Here is a 25,561-nt window from a genome sequence, read left to right on the forward strand (position 1 = left end):
TAGCTTGATATGTCGCGCGATATGGGACAACAAGATAACAGAGACACGCATCGGGTAGTAAGCGATCGCGCGAACACCTATGGGATGAGGGCATCTGGATTTAATTCAGGTGCCACATCCTCTGGTTACTATCAGCAGCAGCCATATACGGTGCAATCGCAGCAAGCGCCTCAGCCTCAAACTCAGCCGCAGCCGCAGCCGCAGCAACCACCGCAACCGCAGCAACCGCAGCAGCCGCAATGGTTCCAAGGACCAGATGGCACGCAGTATATTCTGGGACCAGACAACAGGCTATATCCTGTTGCGCCAAGCGACGCTGCACCCAAACCCAAAAAGCACAAAGCAGGCTTTTGGGTGGCAATAATACTTTCAATTGTGTGCATTGCGCTAGCTGCAATAGTGGCATTCAACATGTGCACTGAAAAGCCTAAACGGTCAGGCGAACTGGGCTCTGTTGCCGGCATGAGCGAAGACGAAATAAGAGACGAACTAGATAAAGTTGTACAAGCAGGCATGTTCGACATATCTATTGCCTCTATGGCTCAGTTTGAAGACGGCACAAGCAAAGGCGATCTGAAAATAGAAAACCCAGCAACTAACCACTACTTAATGAAAGTAGATATCACGCGAGACGATACCGGGGAAGTTATCTATTCAACAGACATGATAGAGCCGGGGTACATGATCTATTCGGATGCGCTTTCAAAAGACCTAGATGCTGGCACGTATCAGTGCAGCGCAACTTTTACGGCGTATGACGAACAAGAAATAGAAGTAGGCAAAGCATCAGCCAAAACAACAATAGTAGTTAAAAACTAGCGAAACAAAGAAACAAAGAATGCTGTGCATATAGCACAAGGCGTGTGTTTGTGTGCCATATACAGGGCATTCTTGCAAAAGAAGGTATAAGGGAAAGCGATTTAGGGAAACAACTATGAAAACACTCGCTAAAAAGATTGTATCGTGTATGGTGGCTGTGGTGCTCGTCTGCTCGTTTGTTCCTGTGTCTGCTATGGCAAACAGCGCTGACATAAACGATGAAGGCATAGGCGAAAAAGCAAGCATAGTAAGTACAGATGCAGCTGTGGCTGACACCACTGTGTACCTAAAAGCTGTCGATACGTCTTATCAGATAGATCAGGTATCGGGTAGTGGTGTTTGGCTTGAAGGCGAAGATATGTGGGTTCATACCGCCTATGGCGATGAAAGCTGCAATTCTTATCTTGTTAGTTGGTATAGGCAACCCTATAAGCTAGATCCTAACGCAACAGATGAAAATAGTTATATAGCTGGCAGCGTAGAGACGCTTGTAGAAAATCATGCGGTAACTACACATACCGATAAATTTGTATTCAATAAATCGTGGGATAAGTCTATAGACCCTACTCAATATAAGTATGTTTACTGGGCTGAAGTGTCGCAGAACGTAAACGGCACATGGATTCAAGCAAAAAATACAGCTGAGCCAAGCGATATAACGCGCATGGTAGCGCAGTGGTGGACAGGACCTTTATACGACAAGTACGACGCAATAAATCCTGCAAATCCGGGAGACTGGACTTGGAGTGCGTGGGGTGCGGTAGATAGCACAATAGGTGCAACCGGTCTTTTCCCGAAGAGCGCTGAACTTCAAAGTGAAAGCCTAGCTACTAGCCCAGTTTATACAGACATTACATCGGCTGTGCAGGCGAATGAAAATGAACAGGTGTTTGGCGCATGGGATCTGAATATTGTTCCGGGAGAGGATGCAGACGGTGCGTTCATTAACAGCATCCGCATGACAACGGATGTTACAGACCATGCAAAAGATATTCTGGACGCGCTTGCAAACGGCGAAATTTCTGCCGATCAAGCAAAGGCAAAACTGGAAGACAGCTTAAAGCTGTGCAGTTATAAAGAAAACAAATTGGAAAATATACAAACGAAGTATCGCATAGAGCAAGAAGGTGCGGTTTTTCGCGCTTACTTAGACTACTTTACCGATGATGCAGCCGCGCAGGCATCGGGCAAGCTGGGTATGGTTGTGTTGGTGGGCACAACGCAGCCCTCTGGTGTAGATTCACACTATGTAACTTTAGTGGTTAACAAAGACGCAAGTGGAAATGTAAACGGTACAACCAGTGTGTCTGCCGGACAGCATGTAGTATATGAAAACCAGTCGCCTACTTATAATTTTGAGCCAGATGCAAAATATTATGGCGAATATAAAGTTGAATATGCCGATGCAACAAATGGCGGCGCTTGGACAACTTTAACAGCGGGAACAGATTACACATCTGGTGCGAATTTCGTTATGCTTGGTGTGGCAGGTGCAAGCGGAGATGTAGTTCCCACTCTTTCCGTTTATAAAGCCGATCTGCGTATAACGGTAGAATTTAAAGAGATAACAACACCGCCTTCAGCTGATACTGAATACGATATAACGCTTTCCAAAATTGGTGGAGCTAGCACAGCGCAGATTACATTCATTGGCTCCGATGGGCGCGAAGTTGTGCTTGCAGCACCGGGTAGTGCTGGCGCGTTTCCAGCTGATGCTGTCGGTATAGAGGTAGCGCCGCCTGAAGGTTTTAGCGCATCGCATGCGATAGTAACTTGGGCAGACAATTCCACCGAGACGATAAGTTTCAACAACAATGCAGCGCTTATTAGCTACTTGCAATCGGCGGCTAGCATTGAAATAGTGCTAGAACCAAGCACTTTAGAGCCTAAGTACGTAAACGTAACTATAGATTCTGCTGTGCGCGCATATTTCGACAACATAGATTCCAATGGTGTACAAACTGTAGAAATTGGCGGTACAGCGTCGTTTAATGTTACGGCACCTGCATGGTCTACAATTAAAAGCATAAGCGTTAGTGCAAGCGATGGCAGCGCTGTGTCTAGCAATAACGTGCGTGTAGGTGGCATAGGGGAACAAACTGGTTCACTTGTAATCTATAACGTAGCGAAGAATTTGCGTGTAAGCGCGCAGTTTGAATACGAAACTCGCAAACTTATAGTGCCCGCTGCATCTGATGTAATGGGCGCAAGCAGCATAGATAAAAGTGGCACTTACAATATATCAACCGATCCGAATAATCCGGCGAAAGTTACCGTGCGTTTAGATGCGGGCTATGAACTTCCCGCGACAGGTGTGGTGCTTACGGGCAAGCTAGGCGGACAAGATATAAGCATGCCGGCTGCTGCTGTTAAGCAAAGCGATGGGTCGTATGTAGTGGTTGTTGACTTGGGTAGCCCTACTGTGTCTACTGCTCCGGGAAACTGGGATAAAGATGCAGGCATTACTGTGAACATAGCGCCTACAAAGATGCCTGTTCAGGAAGTGTTTCACAAGATTAATACCAGCGTATATGCGGGGCACGAGAATTTCGGCAGCATAACGCAGTCATTTGATGTAAGCGATAACTCAGATGCCTTAGTGGAAATTTTCCCCAAGGACGACTATGTTGCAAGCGTTACTGTGGATGGTTTCGCCATAAAAGCGGTAGAGGCGGGCGGCAGTAGCAGCGCTAACATAGTGTTCTACAACGGCACTAACGAAAACGATGCTGAGCACTACGGCGCGCCAGCTCTTATCATAAAGACAGTTATTGCCGACTATAAAGTTCAAGCGAGTTTTGCTCATAAGACCAACATATCAAGCGACCAACAGCCGCCCGATGGCGGCTATCGCGATACGGTTGATATTATTAGCAATTGCGATTCTAGCCAAGGAACTATAGAGCCCGGTTCTATTGCAAGCGTATATAAAGACACAACAAACAAGCTTACTGCAATTCCGGCAGAGCGCCACGAACTTGATAAGCTGGTAGTAGATGGGGTATGCGTGTTCTATGATGGCGCCCAGCTAAAAGATGACCCAGATGCGCTAAAGCAGGCAGCAAGTGCAGGCGTTACCTTTGATGCCAGCCAGCAAAAATACTGCATAGAGCGCGATGGGCATCGCGACTATTTCAGCGTGCAATACAACGAGCAAACCGGTAGCGCCGAAGTTGTATTTAGCGAAGTTCAGGCAAACCATGATTTAAGTGCCGATTTTGCGCGCTTTAAAGAAGTAGATCTTTATGTTGATAGCGAAGGCGGTTCGGTATTTGCCGAAGGCAAGGTAGACGGCTTGAAGCAGATGCGTTGGAAAATACGCAAAGACTTGGAAGTTTATATAACACCAGAGGATGGATATGGTGTGTCTTCAGCCAAACTAATAACAACTGAAGGCGATGGTAGTACCAAAGAAACCGACATATCAAACAGCTTAGAAAAGGTAGCTACATCTTCTGTATCAACAAGCACGAACAATAAGCTTCTATCTGATATGGTGGGCGTAGTTACAGGTGCTGAAAAAGCATATGCGGCAGCTAGCGCTACATCTTATAAGTATGTGGTGCCGTCTTCTCTTATGACCCAGATGGAAGGTGAAAGCGCAATTGTACGTGTTGCGTTTGCGAAAGACGATACAACTAATGTTCTGCATTCTGTGAAAGTTGACGTTAGGGAAGGCGCAGGCTTTGTGCAGGACGCAAATGGCAACAATGTAAAATCGGCAAAATTTAGTGTACGCCATGCCGATAACCTAACATTTACACTGGTGCCTAGTTTAAGCACGCCGTATGCCTATGTGCAAATTGGAAACGACAATCGCATATATTACGGCAATGCTAAGCAGGTAACTGTTCAAAATGTGCAAGCCGATACGCAAGTTTATATAGACTTTGTAAGCATTCCTTATGCGGGTGACAACAATTCTGGTACACGCGCTTTAAAGCACTTGCAAAGCCTTGCCCGCACGGGCGATTTAAGCGCACCGCTTGCTTTCGGTCTTTTGACGGTTGCTTTTGCGGCTTGTGGCATAGCAATGCTTGCGTCTAACAGGCGGCGCAATGGAGAAGAAGACTAACTTTTAGTGGCGCATCCTTGCGGTTCGCAGAATGTCATATGGTGGTGTGCGGTATAATCGCAGACGCTAGATAACATTTGCAAAAACGCAGGAAGAAGACCATGGGTATAGCAGAAGAGTCACTTGAAAAACATGAGCAATGGCATGGAAAAATAGATACAACTCCGAAAATGAATATTGCCACGCGGCACGATCTTGCGGTGGCTTATACGCCGGGCGTTGCTAAGCCTTGTGAAGTTATAGCTGAAAATCCGCAGGCGGTGTATGACTACACGATAAAGGCTAATACGGTAGCTGTAGTAACCGATGGCAGCGCGGTACTTGGGTTGGGCAATATTGGTCCTAGGGCGGCGCTGCCTGTTATGGAAGGCAAGTGCGCGCTGTTCAAAACTTTCGGCGACGTTAATGCGTTTCCGATATGCCTAGATACGCAAGATACTGATGAAATTGTTGATGCGTGCATAAAACTAGCGCCTGTGTTTGGCGGAATAAATCTTGAGGATATATCTGCGCCGCGTTGTTTCGAAATAGAAGAGCGCCTAAACGATGCGTTGGATATACCTGTTTTTCACGACGACCAGCATGGTACTGCTATTGTTGTACTGTCGGCATTAATAAATTCGCTGAAGCTTGTGGGCAAGCGCGTAGAAGATGTGCGTGTGGTTATGAGCGGTGCGGGTGCAGCCGGTATTGCAATAGCGCGTCTTCTTCTGTCGTATGGTTTTAAGAACATAATAATGTGTGGTAGCCGCGGAATAATATCTTCGAAGTTGGAAGGTATAAATTCGGCGCAGCGTGCAATGCTAGAGGTAACAAATTTGCAAGATATGTCAGGTACGTTGGCAGATGCAATGGTGGGTGCCGATGTATTTGTTGGGGTAAGTGCGCCCGGTGTGGTAACTCGCGCAATGGTGGAGCATATGGCAGATAAGCCAATAGTGTTTGCTATGGCGAACCCCGTGCCTGAAATATACCCGGAAGATGCGCTGGCGGCGGGTGCTGCTGTTGTTGGTACTGGTCGTAGCGATTTTCCGAATCAAGTAAATAACGTTATAGCTTTCCCCGGCATATTTAAGGGAGCGTTGCAGGCGCGCGCGGGGCGGATAACCGAGCCTATGAAACTGGCTGCTGCAAAAGCCCTAGCCAACCTTGTAAGCGAAGATGAGCTATCAGCAGATTTTGTTATGCCTGATCCGTTTGATCCGCGTGTGGCTGAAGCTGTTGCCGCTGCTGTGCGTAAATGCGCAGAGAATGCTTAAGGAATTCTATATTGGGTGGCTTTTTTATAACTTTCGAAGGCGACGATGGTGTAGGGAAATCTACACATGTGCATCTGCTTGCTGAAACCTTATCCAACATAGGTTTCGATGTGCTGTGTCTGCGTGAGCCCGGCAACACATCTATAGGTGAAAAGCTGCGCGACGTGTTGCTTGACAGCGGCAATTCCGAGATGGTTCCAGAGTGCGAGTTGCTTATATATGAGGCGGCGCGCTCGCAGATGGTGCGCGAGGTTCTAATTCCTGCTTTGCAGGCTGATAAGGTGGTCATATGCGATCGCTTTACCGATTCTACATTGGCTTATCAAGCTGCAGGGCGCGGTCTTTCCGCTGAATTTGTTGAAGCTGCTAACAATTTTGCTACTGGTGGCTTGCAGCCAGATTTAACAATACTGATGGAATTGCCAGACACTTCAGAGAAGGTAAGGCGCATTGAAAAGCGTGGTGCTAGCGATAGGCTAGAGTTAGCTGGGGCAGATTTTCATAACCGTGTAAGCAATGCCTTTGCGAATATGCCCGGTGCACATATGCAGCGAATTGTTAGGGTTGTTACGGAAGATGATGAAGAGGAAACGGCGAAGCGCGTTATAGAGCTTGTGTGTGCACGCATGGGTATAGAGGCTACACATGATGCAAGCGCTGCGTCAAACATTGGAGATGGGTGTGAAAGAGGCGCGCGTGGCTGATGCGTTTGAGAGCATACTTGGGCAGCCGCAAGTACGCGATTTGCTTCGCACTAGCGTTCGTTCAGAGCGCATAACTCATGCGTATCTTTTTACTGGTCCTGCGGGTTCGAACAAAACGGCTACGGCGTATGCACTAGCGCGTGCGCTTTTGTGCCCCAAAGGGGCAAAAGGTCCGGGCGGCGGTTTGTGTGGTTATTGCGATAATTGTTCTCGTATTGTTCGCCGCACGCATCCCGATGTTCACTTTATAGAACCGGCTGGCATGAACGGGTGGCTAATAGAGCAAATACGCGAAATAGCATCCGACGTTGCTCTGGCACCAATACAAGCTAACATCAAGGTTTACATACTTGATAGGGTAGATCTTATGGGAGTAGCGCCCGCTAATGCGTTCCTAAAAACATTGGAAGAGCCACCCGATAATGTTGTGTTTATTTTGATGGGGCGCACGCGTAATTCGGTTCTGCCTACAATTGTATCGCGCTGTCAGGTTATTCCGTTTCGCCATATCCCGCCGACCGAGGCTGCGGGCATTGTTAGCCAGAATACAGGTGCGCAACCGCAACTCGCACGGCAGGCGATAGAGGCTTGCGGTGGATCAATTTCGGCTGCCGTGGCTTTTCTGCGTGCGTCGGGAAATGAACGTGTTGGTTTTCGCGCCAAGGTGCTAAAAATCTTAGCTGATATAGATACGGCAGACGATTGGCATATCATTCGCCACGCACGCGATCTGGTGCAGCTATCAAAAGCGCCGCTAGATGCTGTTCGCGTGCAGCTTGAGCAAGAAATTTCTGCGAATGCCGATTTTCTGGAGAAGTCGGCTATGCGCCAGATAGAAGCTCGCAATAAGCGTCAAATGTCGGCGAAGACGCGTGAATACCTGAATCAAACAATTGATATTGCAATATCTTGGTTGCGAGATGTGCTTGTGGTGTGTGCAGGTACGCCTGAACTTGTTATTAATACTGACGTTATGTCCGACATACAGGCAGTTGCCGTTGCCGCTGATGTGGCTTCTGTATCGCGTGCGTTGGCTTCTGTAAGTCAGCTTTCGGGCATGCTGTCCTATAATGTATCTCCAGAAACATGCATAGATGTTCTACTTTTAGAAATAAAGGATGGTTTGAATGGCACTGGTAGCGCCAGTTAACCTTGCATATAACGTGCATACACTTTGGTTTAGCCCTGAAGGTTTAGACCTAAAGGCAGGTGACAAGGTTGTTGTAGAAACCGCACGCGGCTTAGAGTTAGGCGTGTGCGCAAGTGAAATTATCGAGGTTTCTGCCGAGGATATAGAAAATCTGAAAAGCCCGCTTAAGCCTGTTAAGCGCATAGCTACGGATGAAGATTTGCAAAAAGCTGAGGAAATGGAGCGGCTCTCGAAAGAAGCTATGGTGGTATTTCGGGAACTCGCGCGTGAAACTAGCGAAGATATGCATCCGGTTTCGGTGGAGTATCTGCTAGATGGCGATAAGGCGGTGTTTTACTTCGAAAGCGAAGCCCGCATAGATTTTCGTGAATTGGTGCGCAAACTTGCTGCGCGTTTTCATGTGCGTATCGATATGCGACAGATCGGCGTTCGCGACGAAGCGCGCATTGTGGGAGGATTGGCACACTGTGGGCAAGTGGTTTGCTGCAAGCGATTGGGCGGCGAATTTAATCCGGTGTCTATTCGCATGGCGAAAGACCAAGATTTGTCTTTGAACCCGCAGAAGATATCTGGTTTGTGCGGCAGATTGATGTGTTGTCTGCGTTACGAAAACGAGGCTTACTGCGACTTTAAGCAGCGTGCGCCTAAACTTCGGGCTCCTATTCAGACGCCCGACGGGGAAGCTAGGGTAATAGAATTTGATGTTCCTCGCGAAGTTATAGTTCTGCAGATTGATGAAGAAAAACCTATAAAGGTTCCGCTTGCAGCATTTGAACCTGCTCGGGATGGTAAACGTCCAAGTGTTGTAGGTGCCGAGGCGTGGGAGGACGCTAAGGGAAAAAGTACAGAGTTGTTTAGTACTACTGCAAGTTTTGAGATATCAAAATTTACAGGTAACGATAAATTGGCTATAGCGGGCGAATTGCACAGGCCACATTCGCAAGTTGAGCCCAGCGCGGGCATACTGGGTTCTTCGGTTGATACGCACAGAAAGCCTCGCAAGCGTAGTGGACGTGCGTCTGCGGTAGATCAATCGCCGCAGCCACAGCAAGCACCTACGAAGACCGATCCGAAAAGAATTCCGCGCCGTAGGCGTTCCACGAAAATATCAGGCGGCGAAATTCAGCGCGTTCAAAACGAAAACTCTCAGGCAGATTCGCCAAAAGTGCAACCCAAAAAGAAGCAGAAAGCATCATCAAATTCTCAGAAACAAAATGGACAGAAGCGACAAGTTTTGCGTCCGGGGCATAAATCTTCGTCGCTTTCGCATGCTGATGCCGACGATAAGAAGCAGGCTTTCTCGCATAAACAAAGGCGACCTAGGCGGCGCAAGAACGCAAACGAGGCAAGTGGCAATGCGTCTGGTGGCAACAAAAAGGGCGGCGATAAATAATGCGTCTCGATTGGGCTTTATATACCGATCTGTATCAAATTACGATGGCGCAGGCATATTGGGCTTCTAACAAAATAGACGACCAAGCTACTTTTACAATGTTCTTTCGCGACTACCCATTTAACGGTGGGTATGCTGTAGCTTGCGGAATGGAACAGCTAACTCAGATGTTGGCTGATTATAGTTTTTCTCAGGAAGATATTGACTATCTTGCTAGCGTGAAATCGCCAGATGGAACGCGCATGTTCGATGCGGATTTCCTGAAGTTTTTAATGGATATGCGTCTAAATGTAGATATTGAGGCGGTAGCTGAGGGCACAATTGTTTTTCCATATGAGCCGATAATGCGTGTCAGCGGACCTATTATGCAGTGTCAACTACTAGAAACAATGTTGCTTAACTGCGTAAATTTCCAGACGCTTATAGCCACAAAAGCTGCGCGCATATGCCGCGCAACACATGGAATGCCGGTGGCAGAATTTGGGTTGCGCCGCGCGCAGGGCACTGGTGGTTTGTGGGCAAGTCGCGCTGCGTTTGTGGGCGGCTGCGCTTCAACTTCCAACGTGCTTGCTGGAAAGCTTTATGGAATACCAGTGTCGGGTACGCATTCGCATTCGTGGGTAATGTCGTTTGAAAGCGAGTTGGAAGCGTTTAGGGAGTATGCCCGCTCTTTTCCGTCGAACTGCACGCTTTTGGTTGACACCTACGATGTTGAGGAAGGCGTGCGCAATGCAATAAAAGTTGGGCTAGAGATGCGCCAGCGCGGCGAAAAATTGTCAGGAATACGCATAGATTCTGGCGACTTAGCGTGGCTTGCTAGGAAAGCGCGCAAAATGTTAGACGATGCTGGGCTGACCGATGTTGGCATTGTACTTTCAAACGATTTGGACGAGCGCACCGTAGAATCAATAATGGATGAAGGTGCACCTGTAAATGCTTGGGGCATAGGTACGCGGCTTGCTACAGGTTACGATCAGCCTACTCTTGGTGGCGTTTATAAGCTTTCGGCAATCAAGCCTGCGGGGTCTAACACATGGAAAGACCGGTTGAAGATATCTGAATCGGCTGCGAAGTTAACAATGCCCGGCGTGCTAAATGTGCGTCGTTATTTTAACGAAGATGGACATGTTGCAGGCGATATGGTCTACGATGTAAATAGTAAAATTGATGCATCTGAGGTGATAGTTGATCCGATGGATCCTCTGCGTCAAAAGCAATTGAAGGGCAAACGCAATGTTGTGTTGTTGCAGCCTTTTATTCGCAATGGCGCTATAGTTTGTGATAAGTCGTTCACCGATGCAAAAGTGGCACGAAACCGCGCCAGTGAGCAACTTGAAACTTTGGATGAAACGCAGTTGCGCATGTTGAATCCGCATACTTATCCTGTTGGTCTTGAGCGCGGATTGCACGAGCGCAGGCAAAACCTTGTAGCGCAACTTCGTTCTATAGACAGATAAAAGCCAACTGTTTTGAAAGCGAAATAAAATGATACGCATAATTACAGACTCGGTTGCATCTATTACTGAAGATACTGCCCGAAAGCGTAACATAGAGGTAGTTTCGCTGTTCGTTAACTACGACGGAATTGAACATGTAGAAACCGAAATGGACATAGATGGCTTTTATGAAACCATCGAACAGCGCATAAATAATATTCCTACATCTAGTCAGCCGTCTCAGCATGTTCTGGAAAGCATTTTGGAAGATGCAGCCATAGCGGGCGATAGCGTTGTGGGAATTTTCATATCATCTAAGCTGTCTGGTACTTTAGAAGGTGCGATACGCGCTGCACGCATGGTGAAATCGCGCAATATAAATTTCCAATGCGCGATGATAGATTCGACATCCGCCGGATCTGACGAGGCTTTTGTTGTGCTAGATGCTGCCGATAAGCGCGATATGGGTGCATCGTTTGAAGAAGTGATTGTTGCGGCTGAATTAGCGGTTATGCGTTCTAGGTTCTTGTTTATACCGGAATCGTTGGCATTTTTGCGTGCTGGTGGGCGTATAGGTGCAGCTTCGGCGCTTTTGGGAACCGTCATCCAGATTTCGCCAATTTTAACGGTGGTTGATGGCATGCCCGATACATTGGCAAAAGTTCGCACGCACAAGCGGGCGGTAGCTGCTATGGTTCAAGCATTTAAGAGCGACGTTGACGAGTACGGCTTGAAAAGGGTTGTAGTTCACTATATAGGCAAGAAAACAAAAGCGTTAGAGCAGTTGCTTGAGACAGTACGAGAAATATCTGGTACCGATGTGGAAGTGCATCCCGTAAGCCCCGTAGTGGGCGTTCATGTTGGACCTGCTATAGGTATTGCTTATGAATGCGTAGAATTTATTAAAGGGAAACTTACAAGTGATAATCCTGATCTTTCGGTGGCAGTTTAGACTAGCGCTAGGAGAAAATTATGCGTAGATGCAATTTAATAGTAGATTCATGTTGTGACCTGCCGGTAGAACTGCTAAACCGCGAAGGCGTTACGTTGTTGAAATTCCCCTATATAGTGGGTGAGCGCACATTTGAAGACGATATGTTTCAAACGCTTGGTGCGTCCGATTTTTACGATGCCATGCGCAAAGGCGCGCAGCCATCTACATCGCAGCTTTCGGTGCCTGTGCTTACGACCGCTTTTGAAGCGGCAGCTGAAGACGGAACGCCTACGGTGTATTTATCGTTCACAAGTGGGCTTTCGGGCAGTTTTAGTGTGGCTGAAATGGTGCGCGATCAGGTGCTTTCACGCCACGAAGGTTTCGAATTGTATTTGGTTGACACGCGCTTGGCGTCTATTGCTGAAGGCGTAGTTGTTTTTGAAGCGATAAATCAGATGGAAAAGGGGCTGACTGCCGAAGAGTTGGCACAGTGGGCAAGCGAGGCGCGCTATTTTGTCGATTGTGAATTTATGGTTGACGACTTAGATACGCTTCAGCGTGGTGGACGCATACCTTCTAGTGTGGCTGTGGCTGGTGCGGCATTAGATGTTAAACCGATGCTTACCATAGACACCGATGGCACACTGAAGTTGGTAGGAGTGGCGCGTGGGCGCAAAAAAGGCATAAAGCAGCTAGCTGAATATTACGCCAAACATGTTGACTTTAATGGGCGAGGCAATTATGTAATGGTTGGTAACACGGATTGCGAAAAAGATATGGCACGGCTTTGCGATTCGCTTAACAAAGGGGGCGAAAATCCTCTAATTATTAAATCTTCAATAGGACCTGTAATTGGTTCGCATGTTGGACCGGGAATGTTAGCAATAGCTTTTTGGGGAAGCGATCAGCGCGAGAATATGTCTGTAGCTGATCGTATAGCTAATCGCATAAGGAAGGCGGAATAGCGTGGGTGTTTATGCATATAGAGGTTGCGATAATCTTATAGAGGCTATTTCTCCCAGACTGGAAGAGGCTGGATGGCGCCGCGAAGGCGAACCCGAATTAGCCGATATGGTAATAACGTATTTCCCCACAATGAACGATTTGGAAGATTTATGCTTTGGCGATAATGGGCTTATGCAGGTTATGAAGCCGGGGTCGATGATAGTTGATCTTAGTTCGGTTACTCCTAATTTTGCGCGCGAGATGAATGCCATAGCTACTTTGTCCGACTTGAAGTTTGTTGAAGCCCCGCTTGTTGTTAAGGATATGACATTGGCGGACGCTTTTGCGCGCGACAATATTTTTTGCTTTGCTTCCGGTGAAGACGGTTGTGTTGTGGAAGCAAAAGATTTGCTGGATGCAATATTTTGCGAAGTAAAAGTTGTAGGCGGTGGTGGCGCGGCGCAGTTGATGCGTGCGGCAAATACCTTACAGACAGTGGCTGGTGTTATTTCGGCAATAGAAGCGCATGCGTTATTTATGGCATCGAAAAGGTCGATATCTAGCATTGAGATGGGCGAAATTCAGATTGAGTTTTCCGACTTTGGGGCCCAAGCGATAATACAAGCTATTCGCGATGAGCGCTTCGATAGCTCTTTTACTTGCGAAATGCTTATGGGTGAACTGTCGGCTGCGATAATGGCGGCTGACGATTACGAGCTAATAATGCCTCAGGCAGAATCGGCTATGCATTTATTGGAGTTGCTGGCTGTTATAGGCGGCGCTGATAAAGCCCCTGTGGCATTAGCGCTAGTATATGGCGAAGAGGCGGCGTGTGCTGCTAATGGGCTTGACTGGTCGAGAGCCGAGACGCTATACGCGCAGGAAGATGGCATATATTCAGAAGATGATTACGATGATGCCTTTGACGACTACGACGATAGCGACGATAGTGGTTCGATAGGCTTTGGCTATTCGGTAAACTAGTAGCAGTTTTCACGTATATTAACAGTATGTCTGAGCAGACTATTCCGCACGATTATTCACACTGTATGCTGTGCCCACGCGCTTGTGGGGTTAATCGGCGGGATGGGCAGCGTGGTGCTTGTGCATCTAGTGCTGTTATGACTGTTGCGCGTGTAGGTTTGCATGCTTGGGAAGAGCCACCTATAAGTGGAAATGTTGGTAGTGGCACCATATTTTTTACGGGATGTTCGCTGGCTTGTTCGTATTGCCAAAATTCTGCGATATCGCATGGTGGGTGCGGACAACAATTCAGTGTGGACATGCTTGTGCAGTCGTGTTTGTCGCTGCAGAAAATGGGTGCTATGAATGTGAATATGGTTACGCCGACGCATTTTGCTCCCAGTGTGCGGCTGGCTATAGGTGTCGCAAAAGATCGGGGGCTGCGATTGCCTGTGGTGTGGAACACCAGCGGATATGAAACAGTGGATGCTATACGTGCTAACAGCGGTTATGTAGATGTGTATTTAACAGATTATAAGTATGCAGATTCTAATCTTGCGGCTTCACTTTCTGGGGTAGCCGATTACGCAGATGTTGCGGCGGCGGCAATTGGGGCAATGATAGATCAGGTGGGGGCTCCTACATATGACGAATTTGGGGGCGTTCAGCGGATGGTGTCTGGAGTTGTGGTGCGTCACTTGGTGTTGCCCGGTCATGTAGATGAGTCGATTGAGGCTGTCCGGCGTGTTCATGAGGAATTTGGAGATAGCGTGCGACTGTCGATAATGAATCAGTACACTCCCGTATTGCCCCGCTTGGCGCAGCAAGGAAACAGTAGGGCTGCTGCATGTTTGCGGCGTTTTCCAGAACTTGCTAGATGCGTGAGCGATAGTGAATATGAGGCGGTACTAGATTTCGCTGATACAATAGGAATTGAAGATTATTTTTGGCAACAAGGTGTTGCTGCTAGCGAAAGTTTTATTCCCGATTTTTGTTGCGATTAGAGCTATTCTGCGTTGATTTGGTAAAAGCCAAATGTGTGTTTAATACAGAAAACCTGCACTCAATTGACTTAAAAAATACACATACGCTGGTATTTTGTGAAGAAAATGTTGCAAACCTGTAGTTGAATTGTAGGAATGTTGGTTCTGAAGGCAATGAAAGGCAATTGCAAGGTAGCCTTATTTGCGCAATTGTAGGCGAGGTTAGGATATCTATTTGTATTTAATGAAAAGGGTTAGGTCCCAATTCATAACGTTTTGCATTCTTCTAGCGCTTCTTCTTACTACTATGTTATATGTGTCTCAGTGGGCGGAATCTCCTCTTGTGCAGTTGGCGTTTGCCGATCCTGTTGCTGCAGCGGACGATAAAGCCAGCGGCGAAAATACGCTAGGAAATATGGTTGGAAGTCAGATTAATGGTGTTGCCGAGACTGCTAAGGTAGAGGCTTTGGTGTCTGTGGCTGAAAACAATATTGGTGCAAGATATGTGCGCGGCGGGCGCACGCCTTCTGGTTTCGATTGTTCTGGTCTTGTGCAATATTGCGCTGGCGAAGCGTTAGGGATTGAGCTTCCGCGCACCAGTTATTCTCAGGCACAATATGGAATAGATGTGCCAATGGATCAACTGCAGCGTGGAGACATTTTGTTTTGGGGTTCGCGCGGCGGTGCGCATCATGTAGGTATTTATGTGGGCGACAACACTTATATACATGCTGCCGGCAGAGGGGAAGGTGTATGTTATTCCACTTTTGATACCTATAAGCCATCGTTTGCTAAGCGAATAATATAGGCGCAGGCTATAGGCGCAGGCGCATTTTAGAGATTTTAGAGATTTCGAAAATTTCTACCGACGAATACTAAGTGTTGTTATCAGTTTCGATTATGTAGGCTATAATACAACCTTGTTTGCCAGCGTGGCTCAACGGTAGAGCAACTGATTTGTAATCAGTGGGTTGCGGGTTCGATTCCTGTCGCTGGCTCCAGAATTTATCGCAGGTCAAGTGAGATTTCTTGCTTGACCTGCTTTGCTTCTGATATTTGCGCAACCTGTTCAAATCTGCAGATTGCTGCGATATTCACCTATGAATCCGGCGAAGAAATTGCAGTCACATTTCCCGATCTAGACGTAGCTACCAGCGGATAGACAAACGAAGATGCTCTGCTTTCGGCACGTGAGCTTCTAGGATGTGTGATATAGGCAGAAAGGTGTGTCTGTTTTAGTCGATTGCATATGGATAGGGCGCGCTGTTGTGGAACTCTGACCAAACCAGACCGTGTGTTGCCTTCGTCACTTTTTAGGCGAAAAGTGGTCAAAACTTTCGACTTTCCACGGTCCTGAACACAAAACCCTGCCTGCTAAGGCATCAAAAAAGCGTCAAATTTTCTGTTTGCCCAGTGTTCTCCACAATTCAAGTTAGCCATGTAGCGCTATGACCATGGAAAGTCGGAAGTTTTGACCATTTTTCTAACTTTTTTGAACTAGTATGTGGATGAGTTGAATCGTAATCTAGCGTCAACTTTGAGAGAGTTTACCCAAAAGCCATCCAACAAACACTTTAGGCTATCTTGCGGAGGTATCGCTTTTCCTAACACTATAGCCTCCGCACAAGGTGCATCTCCACCTCTGCCTTCTTGCTTTAGTGAATTTGTTCTTTGACATTTTGCTGCCGCAAATGCTGCATTTTGAGACAGACACAGCTCACCCCTGTTTATAACTGATTTTTTCTTAGAAAAAGCTTGCCTGAACAGGGATGTCAAGTGAGAATCCTACACACTTTTCTGCCTATATGCCCAAACGAAGATGCTCTGCTTTCGGCACGCGAGCTTCTAGGATGTGTGATATACGGATTGGAAGAAGATGGCGAGGATATTCCCGAACCTACGCCTTTAGAGGCTGTGGAAATAGAAGCCAATGATATACGGAAGCTTGATGCCCTGATCGCCTCTTACGTATTATCTTAGGATTGAAGATAGGGAGATTTCGTCTAAGCCATAGCCGTTTTCTTGGGTTGTCCTGCACTTCGAGAGGTGGAAAGACTCTTGTTAATCGACTTTGTAGTGGTGTAGGTGTGACGACCGTTTCTAAAGCCATCTAATAGCCCCGAATCGAGCATGTGCGTGACGCGTCCGGCACTGACGCCTATAACCCGCAAATTGCGACCCCTCGCCAATCAGGAATCTTAAGCTATTCAGAAGGTTGGAGAAGGTTATTTTTTCCCGTATCTGACACGGCATTTAAACAGGAAAAAGCTAAAGTACGTGCCAACGGTACCAATTCTTCAATGGGCAAGGTCTGCTTGTCTTCATACCAATGACTATAGAAGCCAAGAAGTCCGCTTGTAACGAACTTAGATACATAAGGAAGCTCTTGAGGATTCACCTTTTCTTCCAAGGTGTTTGCAAGGAGCGGCATGAGTACGCTTTTAACACGAGATGTGAAGTACGAGGTGCTTTGCTGGCTAAGGAAAAGGCCGATGAGATCCCCGTGCTTCACATAGGCATTCATGACAAGATCTACGAGATCAGCATTTTTGCCTGAGTCAAGTGCATTTTGTGCGGTGGATACCATAGTCTCAATAAGGTTGTCCTCAACAGCGCGTTTTAAATCACCAACATTGTCGAAATACTCATAGAAAGTAGATCGGTTGACGGCAGCTTGTTCTATGACAGCGCTTGCCGTGATCGGATTCTCTGAATCTGTTTTCAAAAGGGTGATGTAGGCATCCATTAACCTTTGTTTTGTTCGGGCTCTTTTTTCAGGATTAGGTTTTGCCATCTGCTCTCCAAAAACCGACATTCTATTGGTTTTTGCTGGTTGATGAATCAGAAGAACCGGCGCATCATATAATCAACCAACACGATGTTGGATTATAGAACATCTTATAAGGAGTCCGCCATGCGAATGTGGATCGCAAAATACAATATTGAAGTGCTTACCTTTATTGCAGTCACCTTTATCGTTTGCGTTGCTGTATTCATGCCAACGTTGAGCATCATTCAGAAGTTCATCATCGGATTCTTGTGGCTTTTCACTATGCATGAGTGGGAGGAAGGGAAATTCCCCGGAGGATTCCTGAACCTCATAGGAGACAATCTTTTGAAGATTAAGGTGACTGATGAGTTGGCAGGACTATCCCGAATCCCTACCATGTGCCTCATCTTGGGATTTACTATCATCCCGTTCTTTTTCGACACCGCGTGGTGGCTCGTTATGCTTCCCGTATGTCTTTCCATCATGGAAGGCATCGTCCATATGATATCCTGTTTCGCCAGTTTCCCAAGATCATGCGTGGTCGTATGCTTGCGCTGATCCGTGGCGAAGCATAGGTTGGGAGTGCAATCATGACTTGGTGGGATCGTAGCAACATCTATATCCTCACTTTTGGTGGTATAGCTGTTCTTATCTACATGATCATCAATTGGGCTGCGCTCACGCCCTTACAGATCGCCCTTTCATTTTTCATATTCGGAATCACTTTGCATGAATGGGAAGAGACGAGGTTTCCTGGAGGCTTCTACAAGCTGATGACAGGAATGATTGGTGTCAACAATTCAGATCAAGCAAAGATAGAGTGTTCCCATGGGTGTGTGGTTATCGCCATTGTGTTTTTCGCATACATACCGTTTTTCTTCAACGGAGTCCATTGGCTTGCGCTGGTCCCAGCAATCCTCGGGATATTTGAATCATTCATACATATTGTTGGAATCAAGATCCACCATTTGAAGCATTTCTATTCTCCTGGAATGCTTACCGCATTGTTATTCTTATTGCCTCCTTCTATTTTCATCATCGTCTATGCAGCTCCAGGAGTAGGCTGGGAATGGGTGCTGACATTTGTTTATTATTTCGCAGTGTTTTTCTGCATGGAACTCGCCGTTTGGGGTGTCTTTGGCATAAAGCCGAAGGATTTTCCGAAAATTGCCAAGCGTGCTCGTGCTTATGTTCTTGGTAAGAAAAGTTAGAGGCATATCAAGCTAATTTTTATAGTGCTTTGATTCGGAAGTCGCCCGAACAAGGAAATCATTGCAGCGCGTCAAGTATTTGAGACTCTTCGAGAGGATTTTTGTCTGCTTCTTGGGTTTGAGATGAGTCTCTGCATCTTGTTCCATTGCTTCATCGTTCTCGCTTCAAAGAATACATATCCATCAGAGTTCGTAGCAACCGTGACCAAAAGCCTCATCGTGGGTGATATGCATTGCAAGCAAGGTAGGATATTGCCGCTTGTGGATAGGATAGTGGCTGCGCATGGCGCGAGCATGTGCATGACGTGTTCGGCACCAACCCTATATCCCTACTTTCGGGTTTTTTCTTGACTGTGTCGAAGCGCTAGGCTAATATACAAACATATATTCGTTAGAACAAATGTTTGTGGTGGTCGTATGGATGTTGTGCAGAAGCTTCAGGTATTGGCGGATGCCGCTAAGTATGATGTTGCATGCACATCTTCTGGCGTAAATCGTTCGGGAAAAAGGGGGCAGCTTGGTTCTACTAGCAATGCGGGGTGCTGTCATAGTTTTACTCCAGATGGGCGCTGCGTAACATTACTAAAAGTGCTTATGACAAATGTATGTATATACGACTGTGCTTACTGCGTGAACCGTTCAAGCAATGCTGAAATACAGCGTGTATGTTTTACCCCGCGTGAATTGGCTGACTTAACTATAGGCTTCTATAGGCGCAACTATATAGAAGGGCTTTTTGTAAGTAGCGGGGTTATAAAAAGCCCAGACGATACAACTGAATTAATGCTGCGCACGTTGCGCATTTTGCGTGAAGAATACAAATTTCGCGGTTATATACACGCGAAGGCTGTCCCCGGAACTTCACCAGAACTCCTAAATCGTTTGGGCCTTTTGGCTGATAGGCTTTCAGTTAATATGGAGCTTCCGTCTGAGCAAAGCTTGCGTCTTTTGTGCCCGCAGAAAAGCAAGACTGACATTCTTTTGCCTATGCGACAAATATCGGAATTCATTGCAGAAGATAGCGAATCGCGCGCTATGGTTCGGAAAAGTAAAACCGTTTATATGTCTACCTCAAGACCCAAACAAGCTACACGTGCATTTGCTCCTGCTGGGCAATCTACTCAAATGATAATTGGCGCTACCCCCGAGAGCGATTATCAAATACTTAACCTTGCGGCTTCGCTGTACAAGAAAATGCAGTTGAAACGAGTTTTCTTTAGTGCGTATTTGCCAGTGGTGCAAGATGTTCGCTTGCCTTCAAACGATGCAGTGCAGCTCAATCGCGAACATAGACTGTATCAGGCAGATTGGCTTTTACGTTTTTATGGTTTTCATGTAGACGAAATAATAGATGAGCAGAATCCGTTTTTGGAAGAGGGGGTAGATCCTAAAGCAAATTGGGCATTGAATCATCTAGATCATTTTCCCGTAGAGGTGAATACGTGCGAACAAGAGATGCTTTTGCGTGTGCCGGGCATAGGTGTTAGAGGTGCAAAACTGATAATGCGGGCTAGACGTCAAAGTACTCTTGGGGAATACGAATTGCGAAAGCTGGGCATTGCGTTTAATAGGGCACGCTACTTTATAACTTGCAATGGTACTTATTGCGGGCAAGGGTATGAATATAGTAGAGATTCACTTTTGGCTGCGCTGCAAAAACCTATAGAAGGCGGTCGCCACGGCAGACGCGCTGACCGTGCAATTAAAGGACAGATGAGTTTATTTGAGTCTTTAGCAGAAGTTACAGCGCTTCCCGAGAATAATACGCAAGCACTTATGGGGGCTTCTGCATGAGTGAAGTATGTTCATCTACTGTGGAAGTTTTTGATGATGTTGCCTATGTATATGACGGCACGTTAGAGGGTTTGCTGTCTTCTGTGTTTGAGGCTTATATTAATAAGGAAGACCCAGCAGATGTAGTGCCAGCTGGGCTCATTCAGCTAAGATTAGCTCAGCGTATATTCTCGGTTTCTACAAATTGGGAATATGCTGAAAGAGTTCGACGTGGCATAATTCGCAAATGTGGTAGGCGGACGTTTTTCCAAATTGCTAAAGCGTCGGTATCATCTAGGGCAGATGCTGGTGTATCGATATATAGATTTATTCGCTATGCGATGGACAAACATAAGGGGCGAAGCCAAGCTATATCTAACATATCGCATCCGGCGGTATCGCATTTGTTTGAAATAACTCGCAGCGTAGATAACGAATGCGAACACATAAGGCAATTTGCTCGCTTTGAACATTTGAAAGATGATGGTGTACAGGTATGGTTTGCAAAAGTTAATCCAAAAGATTCTGTTGTGCCGTTAGTGCTAGGTCACTTTGTAGAACGTTTCAATGTGCAGCCATTTATTATATTTGACGAGGTTCATGGTGTGGCAGGTGTATGGGACGGTATCAAGAAGCGCCTTGTTCAAACAGACAGTGCCGATATATTGTCTGTTATGCCAATGCGTTCGGCGACAGAAATAGATATGCAAGAAGCGTGGCGTACTTTTTATAGGTCGGTTTCCATAGATTCTAGATATAATCCCGAATTGCGCAGGCATTTTATGCCTATGCGTTTTTGGAGGAATATAACCGAAATGCAAATTGACGAAACAGGATTAAAGAAAATATAAGGTAGTAGTTATTTGCTTGATTTTGCACTTTGATAATAAGAAATAATTTGTGTTTTTAGTGGGCATGAAGCTGTTACATTTCGAAAACATTTTTATATTTATCTTGACTTCACCTGTGCTCGGCGTAGAATGCAATCCACACATCAGGGGCCGACTGGTTTCGACATGGTAGGTCTGAGATGAGGAGCAAGTCGTGGTCGTCTCGCCACGTTAAATAGGGGCAATGTCAAAGTTAATTGGCAAAACTAACACTTCTAAGGCTGGCTACTATATGCCAGCTGCCATGGCTGCTTAGATTCAGCCATCCGTCGAGCCTGAAACTTCCCCGATTCAGGTAAGACGTCAGATTAGGGGAATGCTCTGTATCACGTAGTCGGTATGGGTGCAGAAAAGATTGAACCGACTAGGGAATCTGACGCTCGTCTGCGAACCGAAGATTCCCGAATATTGAACGCAGACTAAGCTTGTAGAGCCTCATTGGGGATCTAGTATGGACCGGAGTTCGATTCTCCGCGGCTCCACCATAAGAGACAGACGCGAACACCTTCTGAACAGGGGTGTTCGCGTTTCTTTTGAGTGAGTGAGGCATATGAAATTTAAATTGAATGATTTTGCTGGTGCTAAAGAAGTACGTGAGCGCGTATTCATGCAGGAACAAGGCTTCAAGAACGAATTTGATGAAATAGATTCCGATAGGCGATGCATTCATATATGCGCATACGAAAATGACTCTCTTGTAGGATGTTCTCGCATTTTCCCGTCCGAAATGGAACCGAATACAGATACTATTAAAGGGAAGTGGGTATTTGGGAGGCTTGCTGTGCTTCCCGAGTATCGTAAAGGTGGGAGAGGGTCTGAAATACTTGCAGAATCTGAACGAGCTGCTAAAAATGCTGGTGCTACCGAGATACATTTACATGCTCAATGCAGCGCAATGCCGTTTTATGAGCGCAGCGGATATGCAGCATACGGACCCGTTGAATTCGACGAACATGTAGAGCATCGTTGGATGAGCAAAAAATTGTAAGCTACACGGCGCAAAGACAGGAGATTGTAATGGAAACATATAAACGTGAATTCATAGAATTTATGGTTGAATGCGATGTGCTGAAATTTGGTGATTTCACTCTTAAAAGCGGGCGTAAATCTCCTTTCTTTATGAATGCGGGGGCTTACGTTACCGGAGATCAGCTGCATCGCTTGGGATTGTATTATGCGCAAGCCATCAACGATCACTTCGGCTTAGATTTTGATGTGGTATTTGGACCAGCTTATAAGGGTATTCCGCTGTCTGTTATTACCGCAATGGCAATAAACGAACTTTACGGAAAGCAAGTGCGTTATTGCAGCAATCGTAAAGAGATAAAAGACCACGGTGATACCGGTGTGCTTTTGGGAAGCAACCTAAAAGATGGCGATCGTGTTCTTATAGTTGAAGATGTAACTACGTCGGGTAAATCTATAGATGAAACATATCCCATTTTGAAGGCTGCAGCAGATGTTCAGGTTGTTGGGCTTATGGTTTCGCTTAATCGCGAAGAGATTGGCAAGGGTGGAACTATTAGTGCTTTAGAAGAGGTTAGCGAAACATATAGTATGCCCACTGCGGCTATAGTTACTATGTCGGAAGTGGTTGATTATTTACTTGATCGGCAGATGGGTAATCGTGTTGTAATAGATGGCGAAATGAAAGCCTCTATTGATGCATATTATGAAAAGTATGGTGCAAAGCGGGCTTAGTTTTATTTAGTGTATTAATGCAATGCCGGTTCTACTTGCGTTGTTAATTGCGGTAATGTTAAACGCAATTTGAACCGGCATATTTGGGCAACTTTAGCGACTTTAACGCTTCTTCAGGAAACTAAGTTCTTCCTGTATGTCGCTCAATGTCTCTTTAAGTTCCACCGCCACTTGGGCACCTTCTTTGTAAATGTCATTCATATCGGCAGTTGCTTCAGCTACACCTTCGCGAGTTATGCCAAGGTCGAAATCGTCTTCGTCGTTTTTGCTCGACAATTTCGAATCAGATTTTGATTTGGGTTTATCGGTGGATACATCTTCGCTGTCTATAATTTCGTATTCACTCATATCAACATAATAGTATTCCTGTTCATTTCCGGCTTCGTCAATAATTATGAAGCCTATTTCGTTGTCTTCGTCATCGACCAAATAAGCGTATATGTCATCTTCTGCAATTTCCATTTCGAAGACTTCTTCAACAGTTTCTTCAGAGGAATTTACGTCGTTATCTTTTTCCATTGTTTACCCCTAATTCGTGGATGGTTTCTAGTTACGTGAATGATCTTTCAGTGCTCTGTCTATATCTCTTTTCATATCGCGTTCGCGCATGCTTTGCCGCTTGTCGTGAAGTTTTTTGCCGCGCGCCAGTGCCAATTCAACTTTAACAAGACCGTTTTTGTTGAAATATATTTTTAGCGGAACAAGTGCAAAACCTTTTTCTTGGGTCTTGCTAGCCAAATAACGTATCTGCTTTTTATGCAGAAGTAACTTACGCCGCCTATCTGGGTCAACATTGGCTATATTGCCGTTTGCATAAGGCGATATATGGAAATTTGAGAGCCAAGTTTCTCCGCGACGAATAAGCGCAAAGGCATCTGTTAGCTGGGCGTTATTATCTCGCAACGATCGAACTTCGGTGCCTGTAAGCTCTATGCCGGCTTCGAAAGTTTCCAGTATTTCGTATTCGTGAAATGCACGGCGGTTTTTGGCGATAGTTTTAGAATCCTGTTTAGCCATTTTTCTCCATCTATAATTCGGGACGCAGCGATTCGTCTTTAGGTTCGCACGCTTCAAGACTTGGGTCTGCGCCGGGAAAGCCCGCCGGTGCGCAAGCGCTGGTTTCGTTCATCACTTCGGCATCGCTTGCGTATTCGAACGCTACATTATCAAGGTTACGCGCTATATTTAATGTGCTGTCGCCAGATTCATCAGACAGCTCTGCGACTCGCGCCGCATCCATGGTGGGACCCGGCATAACATTTGTGCCCGTAATTTCACGGGTAAGCTTTTTGGTTTCCTCTGCCATGGCGATAAGCTCTTTCATTTCTTCGGTAAATTCTGCTGCACTACGCGCCACATCGTGGAAGCTACTGCTGCTTTGGTCGGGTTCATCTAGCGCATAGCTGTTTTCGCCAGCTTCGCCATCCGTTTCGCTATTTTTACGCATGCCACAAAACATGTCGTCTACGATATCTAAGCCAATATTGTCTATACCGGGAATGAAGCTTGAATCTCTGTCAAGGTTCATAGCGAAAGTTGTTATAAGCTTTATTGCATTTTGTACATCTTTTAGAGATATAACTTCGGTGGGTGTATGCATATATCGCAAAGGTATTGATATAAGCCCTGTAGGAATGCCGTCTTGCGATATTTGTATAGCACGCGCATCGGTGCCGGTAACAGACGGTTCTGCCTCAATTTGATATGGGATGTTCTTCTCCTTTGCGGCTGCCACTAAGCGCTCAAACACGCAGGGATTAATATTGGGACCGCGCGCTATGACAGGACCTTTTCCAAGTCGTATATCGCCGTATTTCGATTTGTCTATTCCGGGATAGTCAGTGGCGTGTGTAACATCGAAAGCTAGTGCAATGTCAGGGTTAATTGAATGTGCGCTGGTTATTGCGCCCCGTGTTCCGATTTCTTCTTGTACAGTTATTGCTGCGGTGAAGTCTCCGGAACTGCGACCAAGTTGTAGCAAGTTTTCCATTACTCTGCACGCAATGAATACTCCAACTTTATCATCGAAGCCTCGCGAAACAGCAAGACCATTGCCGTAGCGTTCGAACCCAACGCCATAAGTTATGGCATCGCCTATGCGAATACGCTGTTTAACTTCTTTGGTGGAAAGCCCTACATCTATTACCAGTTTGTCGAGTGGGGTAACTTGTTTCCTGTCGTCGGCTTCTATTAGATGTATTGGTTTTCTTCCTACAACTCCGCGCACTTTGCCAGAGGATGTGTGTACATCAACGCGCATTCCGGGCAATATTGCTGCATCTACTCCTCCGATAGACGCCACAGAAAGAAAGCCTTCATCGGATATGTAAGTTACCATCAGACCTACTTCATCCATATGCGCTGAAAGCATTAGAGAAGGACCGTCGTCGCGCCCATCTAGTGTTAAGTGGACAGAGCCCATGGTATCGGTGCTTATCCAGTCAGCTGTGTACGCCATGCGCTCGCGAACAATTTCGGCAACATGCTCTTCCGATCCTGTTGGGGAAGGCGTTTCAACCAGTTTTTTCAAGAATTTTATTTGCTTTTTCTTCATT

The 25,561-nt window shown here is 46.3% G+C and carries 23 protein-coding genes, 1 tRNA gene and 1 other RNA gene; 21 read left to right on the top strand and 4 right to left on the bottom strand.

The window, feature by feature from the left end:
* The first annotated feature begins 9 nt into the window (after positions 1 to 9).
* From G7Y46_RS00270 to G7Y46_RS09115, 14 genes are all read left to right on the top strand, one after another.
* The gene (locus G7Y46_RS00270) at positions 10 to 819 is read left to right on the top strand and encodes a hypothetical protein (protein WP_165251583.1); all 810 of its coding nucleotides are present in this window, start codon (positions 10 to 12) and stop codon (positions 817 to 819) included.
* 115 nt (positions 820 to 934) lie between these two features.
* Positions 935 to 4,894 (top strand): DUF2089 domain-containing protein, encoded by a 3,960-nt coding sequence (locus G7Y46_RS00275; protein ID WP_165251585.1) that lies wholly within the window; start codon positions 935 to 937, stop codon positions 4,892 to 4,894.
* A 101-nt stretch (positions 4,895 to 4,995) separates the two neighbouring features.
* Positions 4,996 to 6,153, top strand: coding sequence for an NADP-dependent malic enzyme (locus G7Y46_RS00280; protein ID WP_165251587.1), 1,158 nt, complete (start codon positions 4,996 to 4,998; stop codon positions 6,151 to 6,153).
* A gap of 11 nt (positions 6,154 to 6,164) precedes the next feature.
* Positions 6,165 to 6,857, top strand: a complete 693-nt coding sequence (gene tmk / locus G7Y46_RS00285) for a dTMP kinase (RefSeq protein WP_165251589.1) — start codon at positions 6,165 to 6,167, stop codon at positions 6,855 to 6,857.
* Positions 6,799 to 8,007 (top strand): DNA polymerase III subunit delta', encoded by a 1,209-nt coding sequence (locus tag G7Y46_RS00290; protein WP_241156983.1) that lies wholly within the window; start codon positions 6,799 to 6,801, stop codon positions 8,005 to 8,007. Before tmk ends, G7Y46_RS00290 begins: the two co-directional genes overlap by 59 nt.
* Complete coding sequence (ricT, locus tag G7Y46_RS00295) at positions 7,985 to 9,400, top strand: regulatory iron-sulfur-containing complex subunit RicT (protein ID WP_165251591.1); 1,416 nt, start codon at positions 7,985 to 7,987, stop codon at positions 9,398 to 9,400. The genes G7Y46_RS00290 and ricT overlap by 23 nt, the downstream gene beginning before the upstream one ends.
* Entirely contained in the window at positions 9,400 to 10,857 is a 1,458-nt protein-coding gene (locus G7Y46_RS00300; RefSeq protein WP_165251593.1) for a nicotinate phosphoribosyltransferase, read from the top strand. The genes ricT and G7Y46_RS00300 overlap by 1 nt, the downstream gene beginning before the upstream one ends.
* 28 nt (positions 10,858 to 10,885) lie before the next feature.
* Positions 10,886 to 11,788 carry a DegV family protein gene (locus G7Y46_RS00305; protein ID WP_165251595.1) on the top strand — a complete coding sequence of 301 codons (903 nt, stop codon included), beginning with the start codon at positions 10,886 to 10,888 and terminating at the stop codon, positions 11,786 to 11,788.
* 20 nt (positions 11,789 to 11,808) lie between these two features.
* On the top strand, positions 11,809 to 12,735 hold the full coding sequence (locus tag G7Y46_RS00310; RefSeq protein WP_346773609.1) for a DegV family protein: 927 nt from the start codon (positions 11,809 to 11,811) through the stop codon (positions 12,733 to 12,735).
* Position 12,736: 1 nt separating this feature from the next.
* The gene (locus tag G7Y46_RS00315) at positions 12,737 to 13,699 is read left to right on the top strand and encodes an NAD(P)-binding domain-containing protein (protein WP_165251597.1); all 963 of its coding nucleotides are present in this window, start codon (positions 12,737 to 12,739) and stop codon (positions 13,697 to 13,699) included.
* Between the two features lie 26 nt (positions 13,700 to 13,725).
* Positions 13,726 to 14,682 carry a radical SAM protein gene (locus tag G7Y46_RS00320; RefSeq protein WP_165251599.1) on the top strand — a complete coding sequence of 319 codons (957 nt, stop codon included), beginning with the start codon at positions 13,726 to 13,728 and terminating at the stop codon, positions 14,680 to 14,682.
* Between the two features lie 223 nt (positions 14,683 to 14,905).
* Positions 14,906 to 15,469: a C40 family peptidase gene (locus G7Y46_RS00325; protein WP_241155965.1), complete on the top strand. Its 564-nt coding sequence runs from the start codon at positions 14,906 to 14,908 to the stop codon at positions 15,467 to 15,469.
* Between the two features lie 118 nt (positions 15,470 to 15,587).
* Positions 15,588 to 15,662, top strand: a tRNA-Thr gene (locus G7Y46_RS00330).
* A gap of 775 nt (positions 15,663 to 16,437) precedes the next feature.
* Complete coding sequence (locus G7Y46_RS09115) at positions 16,438 to 16,641, top strand: type II toxin-antitoxin system HicB family antitoxin (protein WP_241156984.1); 204 nt, start codon at positions 16,438 to 16,440, stop codon at positions 16,639 to 16,641.
* Between the two features lie 223 nt (positions 16,642 to 16,864).
* On the opposite strand, the gene G7Y46_RS00340 is transcribed toward G7Y46_RS09115, so the two are convergent.
* Positions 16,865 to 17,455 carry a TetR/AcrR family transcriptional regulator gene (locus tag G7Y46_RS00340; protein ID WP_165251601.1) on the bottom strand — a complete coding sequence of 197 codons (591 nt, stop codon included), beginning with the start codon at positions 17,453 to 17,455 and terminating at the stop codon, positions 16,865 to 16,867.
* A gap of 120 nt (positions 17,456 to 17,575) precedes the next feature.
* Between G7Y46_RS00340 and G7Y46_RS00345 the strand changes: the two genes are divergently transcribed.
* The 7 genes from G7Y46_RS00345 (at position 17,576) to pyrE (ending at position 23,006) form a co-directional block, all read left to right on the top strand.
* The gene (locus G7Y46_RS00345) at positions 17,576 to 17,989 is read left to right on the top strand and encodes a hypothetical protein (protein WP_165251603.1); all 414 of its coding nucleotides are present in this window, start codon (positions 17,576 to 17,578) and stop codon (positions 17,987 to 17,989) included.
* A 32-nt stretch (positions 17,990 to 18,021) separates the two neighbouring features.
* On the top strand, positions 18,022 to 18,642 hold the full coding sequence (locus G7Y46_RS00350; protein ID WP_165251605.1) for an HXXEE domain-containing protein: 621 nt from the start codon (positions 18,022 to 18,024) through the stop codon (positions 18,640 to 18,642).
* A 417-nt stretch (positions 18,643 to 19,059) separates the two neighbouring features.
* Positions 19,060 to 20,436 (top strand): putative DNA modification/repair radical SAM protein, encoded by a 1,377-nt coding sequence (locus G7Y46_RS00355; protein ID WP_165251607.1) that lies wholly within the window; start codon positions 19,060 to 19,062, stop codon positions 20,434 to 20,436.
* Positions 20,433 to 21,266, top strand: coding sequence for a TIGR03915 family putative DNA repair protein (locus G7Y46_RS00360; RefSeq protein ID WP_165251609.1), 834 nt, complete (start codon positions 20,433 to 20,435; stop codon positions 21,264 to 21,266). Before G7Y46_RS00355 ends, G7Y46_RS00360 begins: the two co-directional genes overlap by 4 nt.
* 146 nt (positions 21,267 to 21,412) lie before the next feature.
* Positions 21,413 to 21,790: a transfer-messenger RNA gene (gene ssrA, locus G7Y46_RS00365) on the top strand.
* A 65-nt stretch (positions 21,791 to 21,855) separates the two neighbouring features.
* Positions 21,856 to 22,293, top strand: coding sequence for a GNAT family N-acetyltransferase (locus G7Y46_RS00370; protein ID WP_165251611.1), 438 nt, complete (start codon positions 21,856 to 21,858; stop codon positions 22,291 to 22,293).
* A 29-nt stretch (positions 22,294 to 22,322) separates the two neighbouring features.
* Entirely contained in the window at positions 22,323 to 23,006 is a 684-nt protein-coding gene (gene pyrE, locus G7Y46_RS00375; RefSeq protein ID WP_165251613.1) for an orotate phosphoribosyltransferase, read from the top strand.
* Positions 23,007 to 23,108: 102 nt separating this feature from the next.
* Here pyrE and G7Y46_RS00380 read toward each other — a convergent pair whose 3' ends face one another.
* From G7Y46_RS00380 to G7Y46_RS00390, 3 genes are read right to left on the bottom strand one after another with little or no spacing between them, the layout of a single operon-like run.
* On the bottom strand, positions 23,109 to 23,525 hold the full coding sequence (locus G7Y46_RS00380) for a hypothetical protein (RefSeq protein ID WP_165251615.1): 417 nt from the start codon (positions 23,523 to 23,525) through the stop codon (positions 23,109 to 23,111).
* 27 nt (positions 23,526 to 23,552) lie between these two features.
* Entirely contained in the window at positions 23,553 to 24,023 is a 471-nt protein-coding gene (gene smpB, locus G7Y46_RS00385) for an SsrA-binding protein SmpB (RefSeq protein WP_165060873.1), read from the bottom strand.
* A gap of 10 nt (positions 24,024 to 24,033) precedes the next feature.
* Positions 24,034 to 25,560 carry a M42 family metallopeptidase gene (locus G7Y46_RS00390; RefSeq protein WP_165251617.1) on the bottom strand — a complete coding sequence of 509 codons (1,527 nt, stop codon included), beginning with the start codon at positions 25,558 to 25,560 and terminating at the stop codon, positions 24,034 to 24,036.
* Position 25,561: the final 1 nt, after the last annotated feature.

The sequence above is a fragment of the Adlercreutzia sp. ZJ304 genome (genome assembly GCF_011039075.1).
GTDB lineage: Bacteria > Actinomycetota > Coriobacteriia > Coriobacteriales > Eggerthellaceae > Adlercreutzia_A.

Excerpts from the sequence above, each read along its gene's own strand:
- G7Y46_RS00270 (WP_165251583.1), top strand. The coding sequence starts at position 10 with ATGTCGCGCGATATGGGACAACAAGATAACAGAGACACGCATCGGGTA.
- G7Y46_RS00275 (WP_165251585.1), top strand. The coding sequence starts at position 935 with ATGAAAACACTCGCTAAAAAGATTGTATCGTGTATGGTGGCTGTGGTG.
- G7Y46_RS00280 (WP_165251587.1), top strand. The coding sequence starts at position 4,996 with ATGGGTATAGCAGAAGAGTCACTTGAAAAACATGAGCAATGGCATGGA.
- G7Y46_RS00290 (WP_241156983.1), top strand. The coding sequence starts at position 6,799 with ATGATGCAAGCGCTGCGTCAAACATTGGAGATGGGTGTGAAAGAGGCG.
- ricT (WP_165251591.1), top strand. The coding sequence starts at position 7,985 with ATGGCACTGGTAGCGCCAGTTAACCTTGCATATAACGTGCATACACTT.
- G7Y46_RS00300 (WP_165251593.1), top strand. The coding sequence starts at position 9,400 with ATGCGTCTCGATTGGGCTTTATATACCGATCTGTATCAAATTACGATG.
- G7Y46_RS00305 (WP_165251595.1), top strand. The coding sequence starts at position 10,886 with ATGATACGCATAATTACAGACTCGGTTGCATCTATTACTGAAGATACT.
- G7Y46_RS00310 (WP_346773609.1), top strand. The coding sequence starts at position 11,809 with ATGCGTAGATGCAATTTAATAGTAGATTCATGTTGTGACCTGCCGGTA.
- G7Y46_RS00320 (WP_165251599.1), top strand. The coding sequence starts at position 13,726 with ATGTCTGAGCAGACTATTCCGCACGATTATTCACACTGTATGCTGTGC.
- G7Y46_RS00325 (WP_241155965.1), top strand. The coding sequence starts at position 14,906 with ATGAAAAGGGTTAGGTCCCAATTCATAACGTTTTGCATTCTTCTAGCG.
- G7Y46_RS00340 (WP_165251601.1), bottom strand. The coding sequence starts at position 17,455 with ATGGCAAAACCTAATCCTGAAAAAAGAGCCCGAACAAAACAAAGGTTA.
- G7Y46_RS00345 (WP_165251603.1), top strand. The coding sequence starts at position 17,576 with ATGCGAATGTGGATCGCAAAATACAATATTGAAGTGCTTACCTTTATT.
- G7Y46_RS00350 (WP_165251605.1), top strand. The coding sequence starts at position 18,022 with ATGACTTGGTGGGATCGTAGCAACATCTATATCCTCACTTTTGGTGGT.
- G7Y46_RS00355 (WP_165251607.1), top strand. The coding sequence starts at position 19,060 with ATGGATGTTGTGCAGAAGCTTCAGGTATTGGCGGATGCCGCTAAGTAT.
- G7Y46_RS00360 (WP_165251609.1), top strand. The coding sequence starts at position 20,433 with ATGAGTGAAGTATGTTCATCTACTGTGGAAGTTTTTGATGATGTTGCC.
- G7Y46_RS00370 (WP_165251611.1), top strand. The coding sequence starts at position 21,856 with ATGAAATTTAAATTGAATGATTTTGCTGGTGCTAAAGAAGTACGTGAG.
- pyrE (WP_165251613.1), top strand. The coding sequence starts at position 22,323 with ATGGAAACATATAAACGTGAATTCATAGAATTTATGGTTGAATGCGAT.
- G7Y46_RS00380 (WP_165251615.1), bottom strand. The coding sequence starts at position 23,525 with ATGGAAAAAGATAACGACGTAAATTCCTCTGAAGAAACTGTTGAAGAA.
- smpB (WP_165060873.1), bottom strand. The coding sequence starts at position 24,023 with ATGGCTAAACAGGATTCTAAAACTATCGCCAAAAACCGCCGTGCATTT.
- G7Y46_RS00390 (WP_165251617.1), bottom strand. The coding sequence starts at position 25,560 with ATGAAGAAAAAGCAAATAAAATTCTTGAAAAAACTGGTTGAAACGCCT.